Below are 17,695 nucleotides of genomic sequence, written 5' to 3'. Positions count from 1 at the left end.
TTGCGCCTCAGTCCCAGGCCGGGGCCAGGCCCGGCGGATCGACTTCGCGGCCGTTGCGCTCAAGCGCGGCGATCGCGGCCATGTCATCGGCATCCAGGCGCAGGTCCTGGGCAAGCAGGTTGCTGGCCAGGTTCTCGCGCTTGGTCGACGACGGAATGACCGAGTAACCGCGCTGCAGCGCCCATGCCAGCGCGACCTGGGCCACGGTGGCCTGGTGCTTGCCGGCGATGGCGGCCAGCACCGGGTCCTTCAGCACCTTGCCGTAGGCCAGGGTCATGTAGGAGGTGACGGTGATGCCCTGGTCGTGCAGGAAAGCGGTCAGTGCCGGGTTCTGCAGGTAGGGGCTCAGTTCGATCTGGTTGGTGGCGATCTGACCGGCACCAACCACCTCGATGGCCTGTCGGGTCAGCGCGATATTGAAGTTGGACACACCGATCTGGCGGGTCAGGCCCTGCGCCTTGGCTTCGGCCAGCGCGGTCATGTATTCGCGCAGTTCAACGCCATTGCCCGGCGCCGGCCAGTGGATCAGCAACAGGTCCACATGGTCGGTGCGCAGCTTGGCCAGGCTGTCGCGCAGGCTCGGAATCAGCTTGCCGGCGGCATGGTTGTCCACCCAGATCTTGGTGGTCAGGAACAGCTGGTCGCGCGGCACGCCGGATTCGGCGATGGCCTGGCCGACCTCGGCTTCGTTGCCGTAGATCTGCGCGGTGTCGATCGCACGGTAGCCGACCTCGAGGGCGTTGCGTACCGAGTCGATGACGGTCTGGCCGGTCAGGCGGAAAGTGCCGACGCCAAAGGAAGGAACGCTCATGGTGGACTCCAGGGACTTCGTTGGGAGCCGGTGGGCTCGGGACTGGGCGAAGTGTGGGCGCTTTACATTTGTTGATTAAGCTGTGTATACGGGAAATGCTTTTGCGCCGAGGTAAACAATGAAAACCACCCTGGATGAGTTGAAGGCTTTCGTGGCGGTGGTCGACAGTGGCTCGATCACTGCAGCGGCCGAAGGGCTGGAGCTGACCATCTCGGCCACCAGCCGCACCCTGGCGCGGCTGGAGGACAAGCTGCAGACCACGCTGCTGCGGCGGACCACGCGACGGCTGGAACTGACCGAGGAAGGCGCCGCGTTCCTGGAGTACGCGCGCACGATCCTGGCCACGGTCGACGAGGCCGAGGAACAGATGGCCGCGCGCCGCCTGCAACCGGTCGGGCGCCTGCGCGTGGATGCGGCTACGCCGTTCATGCTGCACGTGATCGTGCCGCTGCTGGAAGGCTTCCGCGCGCGCTACCCGCAGGTGGAGCTGGAGCTGAATTCCAACGAGGGCATCACCGACCTGATCGAGAAGCGCACCGACGTGGCGTTCCGCATCGGCGTGCTGCGCGATTCCACCCTGCATGCGCGGCCGATCGGCCACAGCCGCATCCGCGTGGTGGCCAGCCCCGAGTACCTGCGCCGGCACGGCACGCCCACGCGCGTGGAGCAGCTGCGCACGCATGACCTGCTCGGCTTCACCCAGCCCAGTTCATTGAACGAGTGGCCGCTGCACGATGACGATGGCGGGCCGTTCGTGATCGAGCCGGCCATCGCTTCGTCCAGCGGTGAGACGCTGCGGCAGATGGCGGTGGCCGGGCTGGGCATCGCCTGCCTGTCCGATTTCCTGACCCGCCAGGACCGGCGTGACGGTCGCCTGGTGCAGCTGTTCGCCAGGCAGACGCAGGACGTCCGACAGCCGATCAACGCGGTGTACTACCGCAACACCGCGTTGGCCGCGCGCATTACCTGTTTCGTCGACCACGTGACGCAGACGCTGGGGCAGCGCCCGTTCGACGAGTGAGTCGCCAGCGCTGGACGGGCAGGGCCGGCGCTACCGCGGGCTGCGGTGCTGCGCGGCCCACGCGGACGGTGAGCAGCCGGCTACACGCCGGAAGGCCGCGCTGAACTTGCTGGGGTTGGCGTAGCCGCAGGCCAGTGCGACGTCGGTGACGCTGCGTCCCTGCGCAAGCTGCGCGCACGCCCACTGCATGCGGCGCCGGGTCAGGAACGCATAGGGTGGCAGCCCGGTGGTGGCACGCAGCGCACGGCTGAACGTCGATGGGTCCATCTGCAGCGCTGCCGCCAGCTGCGCAACCGCCAGCGGCTGGCCGTACTGCGCGTCGATGTACTCCTGCAGGTACTGGAGTTGCCGCACGGACAGCGCAGTGGCCCTCGGCGGCGTCGCGTGCCCGAGCCCGGCAAGCTGTCGCAGGCGGTGCAGCAGCACGCGTGCGCCGTGCTCGAGAAATCCGGGAAGGCAGGCATCGGCCTGCGCGCTGCACCACAACGCCTGCAGCACCGAGGTGACCACCGGGTCGCGCTGCAGGCGCACCGCCAGCGGTTGCAGGTCATGCAGCCGGTGCGCCTCCTGCTGCAGGAGGCCGGTGTCGATGGCCAGGCCCAGCACGTCCACTGCGGGGCTGGCATAGGTACCGATGTCACCGGGCAGGACCACATTGAACTGGCCAGGCTGCCAGACGCCCTGCAGCAGGCCGCTATGGCTGCGTTGCTGCAGACGCCCGCCGCCACCGATGGCCATGCCCAGGCGCAGCTGGTGGGGATGGCCCATGCAGCCTTCGCTTGGCCCGAAGCGATGACGCAGCAACACCACCGCACCATCGTCGCTGGCCACCATCGCGGGCGGTTGCGGTCCGGTTTCCTGCAGCAGCTGGTCGGCGAGGGCTCGCATCAGGAAAGCACGCATCACGGATCCGGAAATGGAGCAGTGCTGCCAGGAATGGAGTGGCGGCACTGCGTGAATGTTACAGGATAACACTCTTGTCCCGCGCTGCCGCCGCCTGCGCGCCTGCCATTTCACCATTGAGGTTCATCCGTTGAAGCCGTCCACGCCTGTCGCCGCGCTTGTCGCGGCATCCCTGATCATCCCTGCCATGCCCGCTCTCGCCCAGCAGGCTGACCCGGCCACGCTCGACGGCGTCCGGGTCACCGGTTCCAAGCGCGATACCCCGTACCTGAAGAGCGATCTGTCGGTGACGGTGCTCGACCGGCAAGCGCTGAAGGAGGCCGGCGTCACCGAATTCCGTGACCTGGACAAGCTTGCGCCCAACGTGAAGTTCAATGCGATGGGGCAGCTCAGCAACATGTTCATCTCGATCCGCGGCATCGAGTCCAATCCCTTCCTGGTCAACCGCGCCTCGGTCTACATCGATGGCATCCCGTTCCGGGAGTTGAGCAACGCCGTGCTCAACCAGGTCGAGTCGGTGGAAGTGCTGCGCGGGCCGCAGGGCACGCTGTACGGTGCCAACAGCGAGTCGGGGCTGGTGCTGGTGCGCACACGCGGCCCGGCCGATGTGCGCGAGGGCGAGCTCAATGTGCGCAGCACCTGGTTTGGCAACGGTAATGGCACCGCTCTTGATGGTTTCCTGGCAGGTCCGCTGGACACGGCGGGCAGCCTGTCCGGCTCGGTGGCGTTCATGGGCTCGGACGAAGATGCATACCTGAAGAACCTCACGCCCTCCGGTGCACGCGGCAGGGTGGGCGAAGGCTATCTGCAGGGCAAGCTGCGCTGGCGGCCAAGCGACTATGTCTCGGTGAACGCGCTCGCCTACCACCTGCGCACACGCGCGCCCGGCATGTTCGAGTATGAATACCTGCCGCTGGATACCAGCCTCTACAACCGCACCTACGGTACCTCGCTCAATGGCGGCCGTCGTGCCGGTGACTTCACCTACATCAATGACGCACCGAAGCGCACCGAAAAGGATGAGTCGGTTGCGGGCCTGAGCGCGCAGTGGCAGTTGCAGGCCGGCACGCTGGACGTGGCCGCCTCCTGGCGCGGCGAGGAAGTGACCTCCGCCGGCTATGACTTCGACATGACCCAAAGCCCGGCCCTGGCAGGCCGCATCTACGACAGGAAGAAGGAATGGACGGCCGAGGCGCGCTTCAGTTCGCCCAGTGACCAGGCCCTGGCCTGGATGGCCGGTGTGTCCACCTATCGCAACAGCAAGGATTCGATCCTGGGGACGTTCGTCGGCCCTGCGCTGCATGGGCTGGACAGCTACAACCTGGCACCGCGGCAGACCTCCAAGGGCGAGGACTACAGCGTGTTCGCCACCGCCAGCTACACCTTCCCCGCGCTGCCCAGGCTGACCGCCAGCGCCGGCCTGCGCCATGAGCAGGCGCGGCGTTCCACCGAGCAGCGTGCCGGTGCGCTGGACCTGGGCGCCGGTGGCCGCGTGCTGTACCGCGACGCCGCGCTGGCGCATACCTTCACGGCCACGCTGCCGCGGGTGTCGCTGCGCTACGACGCCACCGACGACCTGTCCTTCTATGCCGCTTCAGCCAAGGGCTACATCCCGGGCGGCTTCAATCTGGCCGCAGCGCAGAGCGATGTGGTCAACGACAAGGTGCTGCGCTACGAATCCGAACGTATGTGGAGCCACGAGCTTGGCTTCAAGATGAATCTGGGCGGCGGCCGTGGTCATATCGGTGGGGCGGTGTTCCACATCACCTCGGACAACTGGCAGGAGATCCAGGTGGCCACCGATGGCAACGGTCGCCCGATTTCGTCGGACTACGTGGGATCGGACGCCTCGATCCGGTCACGGGGTGCAGAACTGGAGGGTGTGTTCGAAGTAGTGCCTGGCTTCACGCTGATGGCGAATGTGGGCTACGTCGATGCGAAGTACACCAAGCTGTGGGTCAGCGTGGACCAGAATCTGGATGGCAAGCGGGTCAAGCTGACCCCGCATTACACCGGCTACCTGGCCGCACGCTACCAGTTCGAGTCTGGACTTTACGCACGGCTGGAATCGCAGTTCACCGGCTCCAGCGCGCTGGATGAACGCAACCGTGCCTTCCAGCCGGCCGTCGCCGTGCTGGGTGCGCAGCTGGGTTATGAGGCCGGGCCGTGGAGCGCGCGGGTGTTCGTGCAGAACCTCACCAACAGGCGTCGCATCAATGGCCTGATCTTCGACAACCTGGCATTCGGTCGCGACGGCAACTACTACGGCCCGGTCGACAGCCCGCGGATTTTCGGGGCGGAAGTGGGCTATCGCTTCTGACCAACGCCGTGCCGGCCACTGGCCGGCATCGTGGGGCGCCGGCGCAATGCGCGCCGGTTGCCGATGTGCGCACAGGCCAGCAGCACGCCACCACTGGCCGTCGCTGCACCGTGCCAGAGCAGCGAGTCCTTCAGCGGCAGGTAGAGCGAGGCGGACAGCAGCAGGATCGCGCCGGCGCAGGCCAACTGCACGGGCCGCCAGCGCCCATGCCGGTGCACCCCGGCCGAGGTACTCGCCAATGCCAGCGACGAGGCCAGCAGCGCGAACAGCCATTCCCAGCGCGACATCATCAACAGCAACGTCATCGCGCCATGGCCGGGGTGCTGGAACGAGCGCAGCGCCATCATCGCTGCCGGCACGAACGCCAGCAGCAGGGGCAGGGCGATGCAATGGGCGGCGCAGGCCAGGGACAACCAGGCACCGGCAAGATCGAAACGGGGGTGCCAGCGTGCCGAAGTTGGCGGCTGGGCCGGGGCCCTTGCGGGCGTCGTGGGGATGTGGTCCATAATGTTACATAGTAACAATTGGAGACTCCCCCATGAAGCGTCCTGCTGCTCTTTTCCTGCTGCTGGCTGCCAGCACCGCACAGGCCCATGACATGCGCCAGCACGCACCGCACGTTCATGGCCAGGCGACCGTGGACGTTGCACTGGACCAGCAAACGCTGGAATTCGCCCTTCAGGCCCCCGGCATCGGCATCCTTGATTACGAGCGACCGCCGGCCAATGCAGCCGAGCAGGCCGCGCTGGCACGGGCGACCTCGTTGCTGAAGGGCGGCAGCTGGGTCACCTTGCCCACCGCTGCAGGGTGCCGTCTGGCCACCGGTAAAGCCGATGCAGAGGGCTTCGACGCGACGGCCGCCGCGCCGCCGCCGGGACAGCACCGGCACGCAGGTTTCAGCGCAACGCTGCAGTACCACTGCGCGAAACCGGCTGAGCTGCGCGCCATCGTCGTGCGCCTGCCCATACTGTTCCCGGGCCTGCACGAAGTCATCGTCAACAGTGCAACCGCCAACGGCCAGGATCGCAGCGTGCTCACGCCCAACAATCTGCGCGTGGTGCTGGCACCGTGAGCGCGGCACCGGTGATCTCGCTGGAAGACGTGCAGTTCGGATACGGCATGCAGCTGGTGCTGGATATCCCGCGGTTGTGGGTCGAGCAGGGCAGCAGCGTGTTGCTGCGCGGAATCAGCGGCGGTGGCAAAAGTACGCTGCTGGGCCTGTTGGCCGGTGTGCTGCTGCCCGGCAAGGGCCGTGTCGAGGTCGCCGGCCACGCGCTGCAGGCAATGCGCGGGGCCGCACGGGATCGATTCCGTGCCGACCACCTGGGCGTGATCTTCCAGCAGTTCAATCTGCTGCCGTTCCTCAGCGTGCGCGACAACATCGCGCTGGGCCTGCGCTTTTCGCGCCTGCGCAGCGCGCGCATCAGTGGGCCGCTGGATGCCGAGATCGCCCGCCTGCTGCAGGCCCTGCAGCTCAATCCCGAGCTGATGTCGCGGCGCGCGGGTACGCTCAGTGTTGGCCAGCAACAACGCGTGGCGGCAGCACGCGCCCTGATCGGCCGTCCGGCGTTGCTGCTGGCCGATGAGCCCACCTCGGCGCTCGATCGCGAAGCAGCGACCGCCTTCCTCAAGCTGATGTCCACGCAGTGCGAGGCGGCCGGCACCGCGGTACTGGTGGTCAGCCATGACGACAGCCTGCAGCCGTTGTTCGATCGCACCATTTCACTGTCCGAGATCAACCAGGCAGGTGCCGGCCATGCTTGAGCTTGCCTGGGCCAGCCTGCGCAGCCGCGCGTTGAGCGTCAGCCTCACCGTACTGGTGATTACCCTCAGCATGGTCCTGCTGCTGGGTGTTGAACGCGTGCGCACGCAGGCGCACGAGGGGTTCGCCAGCACCGTATCGGGTACCGACCTGATTGTCGGTGCGCGCTCGGGACCGGTGAACCTGCTGCTGTACTCGGTGTTCCATATCGGCGACCCGACCAACAACGTGTCCTGGCAGTCCTACCAGGCGCTGTCCGCTTTGCCGCAGGTGAAGTGGGCGGTGCCGTTGTCGCTGGGCGATTCCTGGCGCGGCTACCGGGTAGTGGGTACCACTGGCGGCTACTTCGAACACTATCGCTATGGTTCCGGCCACGAGCTGGCCTTTGCACAGGGGCGGCCGTTCGACGATCTGTACGACGTGGTGATCGGCGCAGAGGTGGCACGTGCGCAGAAGGTCGCCCTCGGTGACGAGATCGTGCTGGCGCACGGCACCGGCGCGGTCACGCTCGCCACGCATGCCGACAAGCCGTTCCGCGTTGCGGGCATCCTGCAGCGCACCGGTACGCCGGTGGATTCGTCGCTGCTGGTCTCGCTGCCGGCCATCGAGGCGATCCATGTCGACTGGCGATCGGGCGTGCAGCTGCGCAGCCAGAGCGTCAGTGCCGAGCAGGCGCGCCACCTCGATCTGACCCCGACCAGCATCACCGCGTTCATGCTCGGCCTGAACTCGCGCATCGCCACCTTCTCGGTGCAGCGCAGGATCAACGAGTATCCCGAGGAGGCGATGCTGGCGATCCTGCCCGGCGTGACCCTGCAGCAGCTGTGGCAGTCACTGGGCACGGCCGAGCGGGCACTGCAGCTGATCAGCGCGATGGTGGTGCTGCTGGGCATGGTTTCGCTGGTGGCGCTGCTGGTCTCGACGTTGCAGGAGCGGCGGCGCGAGATGGCAATCCTGCGTGCGACCGGCGCGCGGCCGGGTTACATCGCCGGCCTGCTGGTGGTGGAAGCGGTGGCGACCAGTGCCGTGGCCTGCCTGCTGGCACTGGCGCTGCTGGTGGCCGCCAGCGTGGCCGGGCGTGGATGGGTGCTGGCGACCTTCGGTCTGTCGATCACCCATGTGTGGCCGGATGGCCGCGAACTGGCGTGGGTGGCGGGCGTGCTGGCGATCAGCGCGGCGGCCGGGCTGGTGCCGGCGTTGCTTGCTTACCGGCGCACCTTGGCCGATGGCCTTTCACCGGGAGGCTGAGCATGCGCTGGCTGCCGATGTTGCCGATGCTTATGGTCCTGGCCGCCTGCGAGCGGCCGGTGGATACCGGCGTGCAGGCCCTGCCGCCATCGCCGGTGGTTGAACCCGATAGCCCTGCAGGCGCCACAGAGCAGGAGCTGGATTGGCTGCAGATGATGCCGAAGGACGAGCTGGTCGCGCTGGAGCGGGGCGAGGGCCCGGAGGTAGAACACAACGGCAACCGGCGCATGCCGCAGTTCGGCACCTTCCGCACGGTGGACACGGTACTGCAGCGGCCGGTGCGCCTGCCGGGCTACGTGGTACCACTGGCCAACGCGCAGGACGGGCGCCTGACCGAATTCCTGTTCGTGCCGTACTACGGCGCCTGCATCCACGTGCCACCACCGCCGCCGAACCAGATCGTGCACGTGGTGCTGCCGCGCCCGATCGCGATGCCGGACATGTATTCGCCGTTCTTCCTGGCCGGCACCCTGCGCGCCGAACGGTTGGATGACGACCTGGCCGGTTCGGCCTACACCATGCGCGATGCTCAGCTGAGGCCGTATGAACCGTAATGTCCTGATGGGAGTGGCGTGCTGCCTGGGCTTGCTGGGGTGCACGCAGGCAGGCGGGGACGCCACGACCGTCGCCGCTGCACCGGCCCCCGCGCCGGCACAACCCGTCACGGCTGAAGCACCCATCGACCGTTGGGATGCGCTGCGGCCCGATGAAGTGACCTATCAGCGCCCGCCACCGCAGATCGGCCTCTTACGCAACGGCATGGACGGGGTGGGCGGGCTGATCGACGACACCGGCTCGGGCACGCCACCGGGGCAGGAGATCGACCACTCCAGCCCGGACCGCGCCAAGCAGTTCGGCTCCTCGCGCGTGGTCGACGCTGTCGACGGTCGTGCAGTGGATCTGGATGGTTACGTGGTGCCGCTGGGCACCAACGATGCCGGCCTGGTCGATGAGCTGCTGTTCGTGCCGTTCTACGGCGCGTGCATCCATGTGCCGCCGCCACCACCGAACCAGATCATCCATGTGACCCTGGCCACGCCGATCGCACTGGGCGACCTCTGGGATCCGTACCGGCTTGCCGGCCGCCTGCAGGTGAAGCGCTTCGATGCGGATATCGCCAGCGCATCCTACGATGCCGCAGCGGCGACACTGACGGCGCTCCACAACTGATGCGTGCGCGCTGGATCATCGTTGCAGCAGCCTTGCTGTTGGCTGTGACGCTGCTGGTGTGGTGGCAGCGGCAAGCTGCACCCATCGCGCCACCCGCCATCGCATTTCCGGCACCTGCGGCCGATGCCCGCCAGCGCATCGAACAGCGCCTGGCCGATGACCATCCCTTTCGCAACGACGTGCTGTTCCTGCTGGCGGCGACCCTGCGCGACCGCTGCCAGCCGGCGCAGGCGGGGCTGCTGGCGCGCATGGCCAATCGTGCATCGCTGCCGGTGCTGGCGGCGGTCAGCGCGGTGACCCAGCAGGATCCATCACTGGACCGGCCGATCTACCAGTACATCCAGCATCGCGCCGATGCCACGCGCTGCGGCCAGCCGCTGCAGATGCCGTTGGCCGGTGGGCGCAGCATGCAGGTGGACATCGAGCAGTACGCGCGCACCTTCCCGGACAGTTACTTCGACCCGCAGCGCAGCAGCGAGCCGCGGGACTTCGGCGGCCTGTCGCTGCAGCAGCGTGCCAGCAACGCCTGCAACAGCGTGGTGTATTCGGTGCTGCCGTTGGGCGGCACCGATTGGCGTTGCAGCAGCCTGCGCGCGAACGCGCGCTCGCGGGTGCGCAGATTGTGCGAGGACGAACTGCGGCGCCAGCATGGGGGAACGGGCGGGGAACTGGACATGGCCGTGGGGCAGGGCATGCAGAGTGCGGTGGTGTCGGCGATTGCCGCGCTGCCGGAAGACTGCCGGTGATGATCCCCTGATGCCGGCCACGACCCGGCGTGAGGGGCACGGCAACATGAACATTGCCCGGGCCCCAATCTGAACGGGTGGTGCTGTCCCATAACTATACAGGACATCCTGTATAGTTATGGCCGTACTTCATCCCCACCAGGTTCCCCCATGGCTTTGTCCCAGCCTTTGGCCGGTGCTCCGGCCCTGTCGCGTGCCCGTCGCTGGGCGCTGTTGTTCACCGTCGCCGCCGGCCTGCTGCTGGTCACGCTCGACAACTCCGTGCTCTACACCGCACTGCCCACCCTGACCGAGGAACTCTCGGCCAGTGCCGGGCAGGCGCTGTGGATCATCAACGCCTATCCGCTGGTGATGGCCGGCCTGCTGCTCGGTGCCGGCACGCTCGGCGACCGCATCGGCCACCGCCGCATGTTCCTGATCGGACTGGTGGTGTTCGGTATCGCCTCGCTGGCAGCGGCGTTCGCCGGTACAGCGGCGCAGCTGATCGCCGCACGTGCGTTCCTGGCAGTCGGTGCGGCGGCGATGATGCCGGCGACGCTGGCGTTGATCGGCCTGAGCTTCCACGAAGAGCGCGAGCGCAACATCGCCATTGCGATCTGGGGTTCGGTGGCCATCGTCGGTGCGGCACTGGGCCCGATCATCGGCGGCTGGCTGCTGCAGCACTTCTGGTGGGGCTCGGTGTTCCTGGTCAACGTGCCGGTGGTGGTGGTGGCCTTCGTCGCCACGCTGCTGCTGGCCCCGGAGGGCCAGCGCGACACCTCGCGCCCCTGGGACATGGTGTCCTCGCTGCTGGCACTGGCCGCACTGTCCGGCCTGGTGCTGGCAATCAAGTCGCTGATCGCCACGCCGCCGTCGTATGCACTGGGCGCGGGCGCGCTGCTGTTGGCGGTCATTGCGGGTGTGGCGTTCGCACGCCGCCAGCGACAGCTGCCGTACCCGCTGCTGGACTTTGCGATCTTCCGCAATCCGGCGTTCCTGGCCGGCACGCTGTCGGCGGTGTTCACCCTGTTCGCCATGGCCGGGCTGCAGCTGGTCACCACCCAGCGCTTCCAGCTGGTGGCGGGCTTTACCCCGCTGCAGGCGGGCCTGCTGGTGTCGGTGGCGGCGCTGGGCAGCCTGCCCAGTGCGCTGCTGGGCGGCAGCATCCTGCACCGGGTCGGCCTGCGCCCGTTGATCTGCGGCGGCCTGGCCGCAGGTGCGCTGGGTGTCGGCGTGGTGGCGTTCGGTTTCCCGCACGGCCTTGGCTGGGTGGTGGCGGGCATGGCTGTCACCGGGTTCGGCATGGGCTCGGCCATCTCGGTGGCCTCCACCGCCATCCTCAACAACGTACCGGCGCACCGCGCGGGCATGGCCTCGTCGGTGGAAGAGGTGTCGTACGAATTCGGTGGCCTGCTGGCGGTGGCGATGCTGGGCAGCTTGAGCGCGGCGATGTATGGCGCCTTCCTGCCGGTCTCGGCCGACATGCCCGAGCGTGCCCGCGAAGGCTTCACCCAGGCGCTGCACGTGGCACGCGAAAGCGGGCAGGGCGAGTGGTTCGCCCTGGCCACGGCCGCGTATGACCGCGGCTACCAGATCGTGCTGCTGGTGATCACGGTGATGCTGGTGGTCGGCGCGACGATCATCGCGCGCCTGCTGCGTGGCCGCGTCGGCAGCCGCGAGGGCGCGGCCGATCGCGTAAAATGACGCCATGAGAACCAGCAAGCGCGACCGGATCCTCGACGCCGCCGTCAACGTGATCAATCGTGACGGCGTGCGCGCGGTGACCTTCGAGTCGGTGGCGGCCGAGGCCAAGCTGACCCGCGGCGGCCTGCTGTACCACTTCCCGTCGCGCGAGGCGCTGCTGCGCGGTATCGACGAGCACCTGGTGCAGGCCTGGGAGGCGTCGATGGAATCGCTGCTGGGCAAGCGGGCGGAGGAAGCCTCGGCACTGGAGCGCTACCAGACCTTCGTGCGCGTATCCGCGCAGAGCGCCACGCGCGCCGAACTGATGTTCATGCTGGAATCGGCCGACCCGGATGCCGACGAGCGCCCGTGGGGTCCGGCAGTGCGACGCTGGGCACCCTTGCCGCCGTCGGCCGGGCAGGATGACCCGGCCGCGCTCGACAATTTCGTGGCGCGGCTGGCCGCCGATGGCCTGTGGATCTACGAGGCGATGTACGAAGGGCAGCTGGATGAAAGCGTGCGCGGCCAGGTGGCCGAACGGATCGCCGGGCTGCTGGCGAAGCCCGATGGGGCATCCAACTGAGCCGTCGACCGACGCACGGATATCGCTCTTGGTAGAGCCGACCGCGGGTCGGCTGCTAACGAAAATCCCACGCATCGCGCGAGAGTCGACCCGCGGTCGGCTCTACCCGGCCTGCGCTGCGGTCGCTGCCAACCACGCTCGCGGCGAAGCACCCAACCGCTTGCGGAACGCCTTCGACAACGATGCGGTATCGGCAAACCCGACCTCGATCGCCACCTGCTTGACCGCCACGCCCGCACGCAGCTGCGCGCAGGCCAGGCTCAACCGCCAATCCAGCAGATAGCTGGCCGGCGTAGCCTGCATCACTTCCTTGAACACCGCCGCGAAGGCACTGCGCGACATGCCCGCAGTCGACGCCATGCGTGGCAGCGTCCATTCGTCCTGCGGCGCGTGGTGGATTGCCACCAGCGTGCGTGCCAGCCGCGCGTCGGACAGCCCACGCATCAGCCCATGGCTGACGCCCGCCGCATCCGGATGGTCGACCACCCAGCGCAGGATCTGGATCAGCGCCACCTCGAACAGGCGGTTGGTCAGCAGCCGCGAACCGCAGCGCTGGCGGTCGGCCTCGGTGAACAGCAGATGCAGGGTGTCATCCAGCTCGCTGATCGCGGCCAGCGGCACCACCATCACCGGCGGCAGCGACTGCACGATCGGGTTGCGCGCGCCACCATCGAAGTCCAGGGTGGCGCAGGTGAAATCCGGGCCATCCAGTGGTGCATTGAAGAACACATGGTGCAACGGTTGCGGATACAGCAGCAGGCTGGGTGTGTCGATCTTCAACCGGGGCAGCGCGATATCGCCGTCGGGATGACGGACTTCCATTTCACCCTGGCGCAGGATGTGCAGGAACGCACGACCGGGCTGCGGCTCGAAGACATGGCGCCCGCACAGCGGACCGCTGTGGAACAGCGCGGCCTGCACCCGGAAGCGTTCCAGCAGGGCGGAGAGACGATCGGGCGCGGGAGCGTCGAGGGGAATGCTCATGGACGAATGGACAATAGGTGCGGTTGATTGTTCCTGATGCGTCCAGAAAGTCTACCTAGGATGAGCGGGTCGTCCAATCCCGGGCGCTTTCCCAAGGAGATCCACCATGTCCCGTGTCCCCCTCATCGATGCCGCCACCACCACCGCCGACCGCCAGGCCTTGCTGGGCCAGGTCCACGCCGCGTTCGGCGCCACCCCGGCCATGTTCCGCGCCGTGGCCAACTCGCCGGCCGCGCTGCAGAGCATGTGGGGTTCGTTCGGCGCGCTGGGCGGCGGTCGCCTGTCGCCGCTGCTGGGCGAGCAGATCGCCGTGGCCATCGCCAACCGCAATGCCTGCGAGTATTGCCTGGCCGCGCACACTGCTCTGGGCCGCAAGGCCGGTGCCAGCGGCGAGCAGATGGCCGCCGCGCAGATCGGCCAGTCCAGCGATCCGGCCACCTCGGCAGCCCTGGACTTTGCGCTGAAGGTGGTCGAGCAGCGTGCACAGATCACCGACGGCGATGTGCAGGCGCTGCGTGCAGCCGGCTTCGACGATGAGCAGATCGTGGAGATCCTCGCCCATGTGGCGCTCAACCTGTTCACCAACTACGTCAACGTCGCGTTCGACGTGCCGGTGGATTTCCCGAAGGTGGCGCTGCGCTGAGGTGCATCAGGCCGGGGGCGCGTTGCTCCCGGCCGTTCTCAGCTGTCGTGGCTGTCGTCCGGCCGAAGCCGTTCGGGATGGGTATACACATTGAACCCGCTTTCGCGCGCGAACCCGACCAGGCACAGGCCTGCACTGCGGGCCAGGTCGATCGCCAGCGCGGTCGGTGCCGAGACAGCAGCCAGCACGCTGGCGCCGGCGCGCACCGCCTTGCTGACCATTTCGTAGCTGGCGCGGCTGGAAATCACCAGCAGGCCGCCTTCAATGGCATGTTCGTTGTGGTGCAGCGCGCCGATCAGCTTGTCCAGCGCATTGTGGCGACCGACGTCCTCGCGCACCCAGCCGATCCGCCCGCTGGCATCGGCCCAGGCCGCGGCGTGGGTGGAGCCGCTCACCGCATTCATCGGCTGGTGCTGCGCCAAGGTGGCCAACGCCCGCAGCAAGGCGGCGGGCGGGTAACTGCGTCGCTCGCGGATCTGCGGCAATGGGCGCAGTACTTCTTCCAGCTGGCGCGTGCCACACAGACCACAGCCACCACGGCCAGGCAGCAGGCGCCCATTGGCCGGGTCCAGGTCGGCGCCGGGCGCCTCGTCGGCCACGGTCATCTGTAGTTCGATGCCTTCCAGCTGCGGACGGATGTCGATCGACAGCAGCTGCGAGGGAGTGTCGATCAGCCCTTCGCTGAGTGAAAAACCGAGTGCGAAATCTTCCAGGTCACACGGGGTGGCCATCATCACCGCGAAGGCAGCGCCGTTGTAACGCAGCGCCACCGGCACTTCTTCGGCCACCACGTCGACCTGCGGCTGGTGCCCCTCGCTGCGCCAGCGCAGCAACGGGCGCTGGGCCGTGCCGGCAGGCGGGGTGTGCGGTGGGGTCGAATCAGGCATGCAGCGCGTCCGGGCAAGGGAAATACGCAGGTGGTGGACCACCCACGGCCTCGAGAATAGCGCAGTGGCCACGCGCTGACGCAGGTGTAACCGTTGTCATGGCAGGCTGCGTTGAAAAGGCGTTGACGCACTGGCGAAGCCGCATAGGCCGTGCTTGACTGTGGGGCTGGCCGCGCGATCGAAAGCGCCGCCGGACTGCGTTGTTGCGATCGTTGCTGCGTTCCTCCCGCCAGGTTCCCGAACATGCCCGAGCAGAAACCGCCGCGTTACAAGCCCTACAACCAGCCGGCCGGTGGCTGGGGTGCCGCCGGCGCCACCGCCAAGGTGCTGCTGCAGCAGAGCGTGATCGGCAAGGGGTCGAAGGCGTTGCTGGCAATGAACCAGCCCGGCGGCTTCAAGTGCCCCAGCTGCGCGTTCCCCGATGCTGACGAACGAAGGAAGCTGGAGTTCTGCGAGAACGGCGCAAAGGCACTGGCCTGGGAAGCCACCCAGTTCCGTGCCGGCCGCGAGCTGTTTGCCCGGCACACGGTCACCGAACTGATGGCGCAGACCGACTACTGGCTGGAGATGCAGGGCCGGCTGACCGAGCCGATGCGCTACGACGCGGCGACCGACCATTACGTGCCGTGCAGCTGGGACGATGCCTTCGCGCTGATCGGCCGCCACCTGCAGGCGCTGGACAGCCCACACCAGGCAGAGTTCTACACCTCCGGTCGCACGCCCAACGAAGCCGCGTTCCTGTACTCGATCTTCGTGCGCGAGTTCGGCACCAACAACTTCCCGGACTGCTCGAACATGTGCCACGAACCGACCAGCCGTGGCCTGCCGCCGGCCATCGGGGTGGGCAAGGGCACCATCGTGCTGCAGGATTTCGAGCATGCCGAGGCGATCTTCGTGATCGGCCAGAACACCGGCACCAATTCGCCGCGGATGATGAGCAACCTGGTTGAAGCGCGCAAACGCGGCATTCCGATCGTGGCGGTGAACCCGATGCCCGAGCGCGCATTGATCCGCTTCGCCGAGCCGCAGGACGTGGTGCAGATGGCCACGTTCGGTTCGACCGAGATCACCAGCGAGTTCGTGCACATCCGCATCGGCGGCGACCTGGCCCTGATCAAGGGCATGATGAAGGTGATGTTCGAGCGCGAAGCGCAGGGCGAGCGCGTGCTCGACCACGACTTCCTGGCCGAACACACCGTGGGCCTGGAGGCGCTGCGCGAGGACGTGCTGGCGCAGGACTGGGGCCAGATCGTGCAGGTGTCCGGCATTTCGCAGGCGCAGATCCGTCGGTGTGCGGAGATCTACATCCGTTCCAAGGCCACCGTGATCTGCTACGGCATGGGCCTGACCCAGCACCAGTACGGCTCGCGCCTGCTGCAGCAGGTGGCCAACCTGCTGATGCTGCGCGGCAATTTTGGCAAGCCCGGCGCCGGCATCGGGCCGATCCGCGGGCATTCCAATGTGCAGGGCGACCGCACCGTCGGCATCGACGAGAAGCCCAAACCGGCCTACCTGGACCGCGTGCAGCAGGTGTTCGGCTTCGATCCGCCGCGCGAGCACGGCCATCACGTGGTCGAGTCGATCGAGGCGATGCTGGATGGCAGCGCCAAAGTGTTCATCGGCCTGGGCGGCAACTTCATCCACGCCGTGCCCGATACGCCGCGCGCGTACGAGGCCATGCGTAGCCTGGAGCTGACCGTCGGCATCGCCACCAAGCTCAATCGGGGTCACCTGGTGCATGGCCGCGATGCCTTGATCCTGCCGGTGGTGGCGCGCTCGGAGCGCATCGTCACGCCGGCCGGCGAGCAGTTCGTCACCATCGAAGACGCGATGTCGAACGTCACCGCATCGCGCGGTGTGCTGGAACCGGTCAGTGCCGAGGTATTGCCCGAGGTCGAGATCGTCTGCCGCATGGCGATGGCCACGTTGCCGCACAGCAGGGTCGACTGGGCAGGCTGCATGCATGACTACACCCCCATCCGCGAGCTGATCGCCGCCGTGTACCCGGAGATCTACACCGGCTTCAACGAGCGCATCCAGCAGCCGCACGGCTTCCATCTGGACATTCCGCCGCGCCGCCGGGTGTGGCCCACGCCCAACGGCAAGGCCAACATCCTGGTGATGCCCGGCCTGGACGTGGACGATCCGGTGCACGACCCGGACATGCTGCGGCTGGCCACGGTGCGTTCGCACGACCAGTACAACACGACCATCTACAGCTACAACGACCGCTATCGTGGCGTGTACAACGATCGCATGGTGCTGTTCATGAACATCGAGGACCGGCTGGCGCGCGGGCTGGAGAAGGAAGCGCGGGTCAGCCTGGAGACCATCAGTGACGATGGCGTGCAGCGGCGCATCGAAGGCCTGACCGTGCTGGATTACCCGATGCCGCGCGGTGCGCTGGCCGGCTACTACCCCGAACTGAACCCGTTGCTGCCACTGGACTACTACGACCGGATCAGTGGCACGCCGGCAGCCAAGTCGATTCCGGTGCGGATGCGGGCAATGGCAGCCGCGATTGCGTGACGCGCGCATCGGCTATCATCGCCGGGTGAACCTGTCTGGCCTGCTGCTGCGATGGATGCTGCTCGTTGCCCTGGTGCTGAACGCACCGGCGCTGGCGCTTGCCTCATCGCCGTACACCATGGCGGCCGATGCGGATCACTGCGCCGCACCGCATTCCGCTGCCATGCCCGGATGCTGCGACGAGGCAACATCAACGGTCTGCCAGAGTGGTGAGTGCGAATGCCCGCCGGCCTGTCTCGGCATGCCGGCTGCCCTGAGTGGAACCCCTGCGTCGCCCTGGCGTGAGGCACCTCTGGCGGCCAGCGCCCAGCAACGCGCATCGCCGCCAATGCCGTACCCGTTGCGGCCGCCCATCGGTTGATTCCCTGCAGGCCTCAAGCGCCTGCCGTAGTTGCTTGTCTTACCCATGACCCTGCCTGCGCCTTC

At 67.5% G+C, this 17,695-nt stretch carries 18 protein-coding genes; 13 read left to right on the top strand and 5 right to left on the bottom strand.

From position 1 onward, the window contains the following. Positions 1–7 precede the first annotated feature (7 nt). A complete protein-coding gene (dkgB, locus tag ACYKG1_RS11770) occupies positions 8–811 on the bottom strand; it encodes a 2,5-didehydrogluconate reductase DkgB (protein WP_262226724.1) in 804 nt (267 codons plus the stop codon). Between the two features lie 118 nt (positions 812–929). Between dkgB and ACYKG1_RS11765 the strand changes: the two genes are divergently transcribed. Then, complete coding sequence (locus ACYKG1_RS11765; protein ID WP_100472672.1) at positions 930–1,832, top strand: LysR family transcriptional regulator; 903 nt, start codon at positions 930–932, stop codon at positions 1,830–1,832. 30 nt (positions 1,833–1,862) lie between these two features. On the opposite strand, the gene ACYKG1_RS11760 is transcribed toward ACYKG1_RS11765, so the two are convergent. Continuing rightward, a complete protein-coding gene (locus ACYKG1_RS11760; protein WP_262082447.1) occupies positions 1,863–2,735 on the bottom strand; it encodes a helix-turn-helix domain-containing protein in 873 nt (290 codons plus the stop codon). A gap of 187 nt (positions 2,736–2,922) precedes the next feature. Between ACYKG1_RS11760 and ACYKG1_RS11755 the strand changes: the two genes are divergently transcribed. Beyond that, on the top strand, positions 2,923–5,055 hold the full coding sequence (locus ACYKG1_RS11755) for a TonB-dependent receptor (protein ID WP_478470567.1): 2,133 nt from the start codon (positions 2,923–2,925) through the stop codon (positions 5,053–5,055). On the opposite strand, the gene ACYKG1_RS11750 is transcribed toward ACYKG1_RS11755, so the two are convergent. Next, a complete protein-coding gene (locus ACYKG1_RS11750) occupies positions 5,043–5,561 on the bottom strand; it encodes a MerC domain-containing protein (RefSeq protein ID WP_478470566.1) in 519 nt (172 codons plus the stop codon). The genes ACYKG1_RS11755 and ACYKG1_RS11750 overlap by 13 nt on opposite strands. Positions 5,562–5,593: 32 nt before the next feature. Between ACYKG1_RS11750 and ACYKG1_RS11745 the strand changes: the two genes are divergently transcribed. From ACYKG1_RS11745 to ACYKG1_RS11710, 8 genes are all read left to right on the top strand, one after another. Further along, positions 5,594–6,127 carry a ZrgA family zinc uptake protein gene (locus ACYKG1_RS11745; RefSeq protein ID WP_100472669.1) on the top strand — a complete coding sequence of 178 codons (534 nt, stop codon included), beginning with the start codon at positions 5,594–5,596 and terminating at the stop codon, positions 6,125–6,127. Then, positions 6,124–6,819, top strand: coding sequence for an ATP-binding cassette domain-containing protein (locus tag ACYKG1_RS11740; RefSeq protein ID WP_478470564.1), 696 nt, complete (start codon positions 6,124–6,126; stop codon positions 6,817–6,819). Before ACYKG1_RS11745 ends, ACYKG1_RS11740 begins: the two co-directional genes overlap by 4 nt. Then, positions 6,812–8,065, top strand: a complete 1,254-nt coding sequence (locus tag ACYKG1_RS11735) for an ABC transporter permease (protein ID WP_478470563.1) — start codon at positions 6,812–6,814, stop codon at positions 8,063–8,065. Before ACYKG1_RS11740 ends, ACYKG1_RS11735 begins: the two co-directional genes overlap by 8 nt. 2 nt (positions 8,066–8,067) lie before the next feature. Beyond that, positions 8,068–8,619, top strand: coding sequence for a DUF3299 domain-containing protein (locus tag ACYKG1_RS11730; RefSeq protein ID WP_262226713.1), 552 nt, complete (start codon positions 8,068–8,070; stop codon positions 8,617–8,619). After that, positions 8,609–9,235 (top strand): DUF3299 domain-containing protein, encoded by a 627-nt coding sequence (locus tag ACYKG1_RS11725; protein WP_262226711.1) that lies wholly within the window; start codon positions 8,609–8,611, stop codon positions 9,233–9,235. Before ACYKG1_RS11730 ends, ACYKG1_RS11725 begins: the two co-directional genes overlap by 11 nt. Beyond that, the gene (locus ACYKG1_RS11720; protein WP_262226710.1) at positions 9,235–9,981 is read left to right on the top strand and encodes a hypothetical protein; all 747 of its coding nucleotides are present in this window, start codon (positions 9,235–9,237) and stop codon (positions 9,979–9,981) included. Before ACYKG1_RS11725 ends, ACYKG1_RS11720 begins: the two co-directional genes overlap by 1 nt. 150 nt (positions 9,982–10,131) lie before the next feature. Continuing rightward, positions 10,132–11,664 carry an MFS transporter gene (locus ACYKG1_RS11715; protein WP_478470560.1) on the top strand — a complete coding sequence of 511 codons (1,533 nt, stop codon included), beginning with the start codon at positions 10,132–10,134 and terminating at the stop codon, positions 11,662–11,664. A gap of 4 nt (positions 11,665–11,668) precedes the next feature. Further along, positions 11,669–12,226, top strand: coding sequence for a TetR/AcrR family transcriptional regulator (locus ACYKG1_RS11710; RefSeq protein WP_478470558.1), 558 nt, complete (start codon positions 11,669–11,671; stop codon positions 12,224–12,226). Between the two features lie 102 nt (positions 12,227–12,328). On the opposite strand, the gene ACYKG1_RS11705 is transcribed toward ACYKG1_RS11710, so the two are convergent. Further along, positions 12,329–13,210 carry an AraC family transcriptional regulator gene (locus tag ACYKG1_RS11705; RefSeq protein ID WP_100472659.1) on the bottom strand — a complete coding sequence of 294 codons (882 nt, stop codon included), beginning with the start codon at positions 13,208–13,210 and terminating at the stop codon, positions 12,329–12,331. 106 nt (positions 13,211–13,316) lie between these two features. Here ACYKG1_RS11705 and ACYKG1_RS11700 point away from each other — a divergent pair, with 106 nt between their 5' ends. After that, on the top strand, positions 13,317–13,853 hold the full coding sequence (locus ACYKG1_RS11700; RefSeq protein WP_478470556.1) for a carboxymuconolactone decarboxylase family protein: 537 nt from the start codon (positions 13,317–13,319) through the stop codon (positions 13,851–13,853). A gap of 38 nt (positions 13,854–13,891) precedes the next feature. Here the strand turns inward: ACYKG1_RS11700 and fdhD are convergent, their stop codons facing one another. Then, positions 13,892–14,740 carry a formate dehydrogenase accessory sulfurtransferase FdhD gene (fdhD, locus tag ACYKG1_RS11695; RefSeq protein ID WP_478470554.1) on the bottom strand — a complete coding sequence of 283 codons (849 nt, stop codon included), beginning with the start codon at positions 14,738–14,740 and terminating at the stop codon, positions 13,892–13,894. A gap of 243 nt (positions 14,741–14,983) precedes the next feature. On the opposite strand from fdhD, the gene ACYKG1_RS11690 reads away from it, so the two are divergent. Then, a complete protein-coding gene (locus tag ACYKG1_RS11690; RefSeq protein ID WP_262226708.1) occupies positions 14,984–17,269 on the top strand; it encodes an FdhF/YdeP family oxidoreductase in 2,286 nt (761 codons plus the stop codon). Next, positions 17,262–17,630 carry a hypothetical protein gene (locus ACYKG1_RS11685; RefSeq protein ID WP_238381575.1) on the top strand — a complete coding sequence of 123 codons (369 nt, stop codon included), beginning with the start codon at positions 17,262–17,264 and terminating at the stop codon, positions 17,628–17,630. The genes ACYKG1_RS11690 and ACYKG1_RS11685 overlap by 8 nt, the downstream gene beginning before the upstream one ends. The last annotated feature ends 65 nt before the right edge of the window (positions 17,631–17,695 follow it).

It is taken from the genome of Stenotrophomonas sp. 85239_Sma, from assembly GCF_056481725.1.
This window is presented reverse-complemented; position numbering and strand designations above follow the sequence as displayed.

Coding starts and splice junctions, on each gene's coding strand:
- ACYKG1_RS11725 (WP_262226711.1), top strand. CDS start 8,609: ATGAACCGTAATGTCCTGATGGGAGTGGCGTGCTGCCTGGGCTTGCTG.
- ACYKG1_RS11765 (WP_100472672.1), top strand. CDS start 930: ATGAAAACCACCCTGGATGAGTTGAAGGCTTTCGTGGCGGTGGTCGAC.
- fdhD (WP_478470554.1), bottom strand. CDS start 14,740: ATGCCTGATTCGACCCCACCGCACACCCCGCCTGCCGGCACGGCCCAG.
- dkgB (WP_262226724.1), bottom strand. CDS start 811: ATGAGCGTTCCTTCCTTTGGCGTCGGCACTTTCCGCCTGACCGGCCAG.
- ACYKG1_RS11715 (WP_478470560.1), top strand. CDS start 10,132: ATGGCTTTGTCCCAGCCTTTGGCCGGTGCTCCGGCCCTGTCGCGTGCC.
- ACYKG1_RS11730 (WP_262226713.1), top strand. CDS start 8,068: ATGCGCTGGCTGCCGATGTTGCCGATGCTTATGGTCCTGGCCGCCTGC.
- ACYKG1_RS11755 (WP_478470567.1), top strand. CDS start 2,923: ATGCCCGCTCTCGCCCAGCAGGCTGACCCGGCCACGCTCGACGGCGTC.
- ACYKG1_RS11735 (WP_478470563.1), top strand. CDS start 6,812: ATGCTTGAGCTTGCCTGGGCCAGCCTGCGCAGCCGCGCGTTGAGCGTC.
- ACYKG1_RS11690 (WP_262226708.1), top strand. CDS start 14,984: ATGCCCGAGCAGAAACCGCCGCGTTACAAGCCCTACAACCAGCCGGCC.
- ACYKG1_RS11705 (WP_100472659.1), bottom strand. CDS start 13,210: ATGAGCATTCCCCTCGACGCTCCCGCGCCCGATCGTCTCTCCGCCCTG.
- ACYKG1_RS11710 (WP_478470558.1), top strand. CDS start 11,669: ATGAGAACCAGCAAGCGCGACCGGATCCTCGACGCCGCCGTCAACGTG.
- ACYKG1_RS11750 (WP_478470566.1), bottom strand. CDS start 5,561: ATGGACCACATCCCCACGACGCCCGCAAGGGCCCCGGCCCAGCCGCCA.
- ACYKG1_RS11745 (WP_100472669.1), top strand. CDS start 5,594: ATGAAGCGTCCTGCTGCTCTTTTCCTGCTGCTGGCTGCCAGCACCGCA.
- ACYKG1_RS11720 (WP_262226710.1), top strand. CDS start 9,235: ATGCGTGCGCGCTGGATCATCGTTGCAGCAGCCTTGCTGTTGGCTGTG.
- ACYKG1_RS11760 (WP_262082447.1), bottom strand. CDS start 2,735: ATGCGTGCTTTCCTGATGCGAGCCCTCGCCGACCAGCTGCTGCAGGAA.
- ACYKG1_RS11700 (WP_478470556.1), top strand. CDS start 13,317: ATGTCCCGTGTCCCCCTCATCGATGCCGCCACCACCACCGCCGACCGC.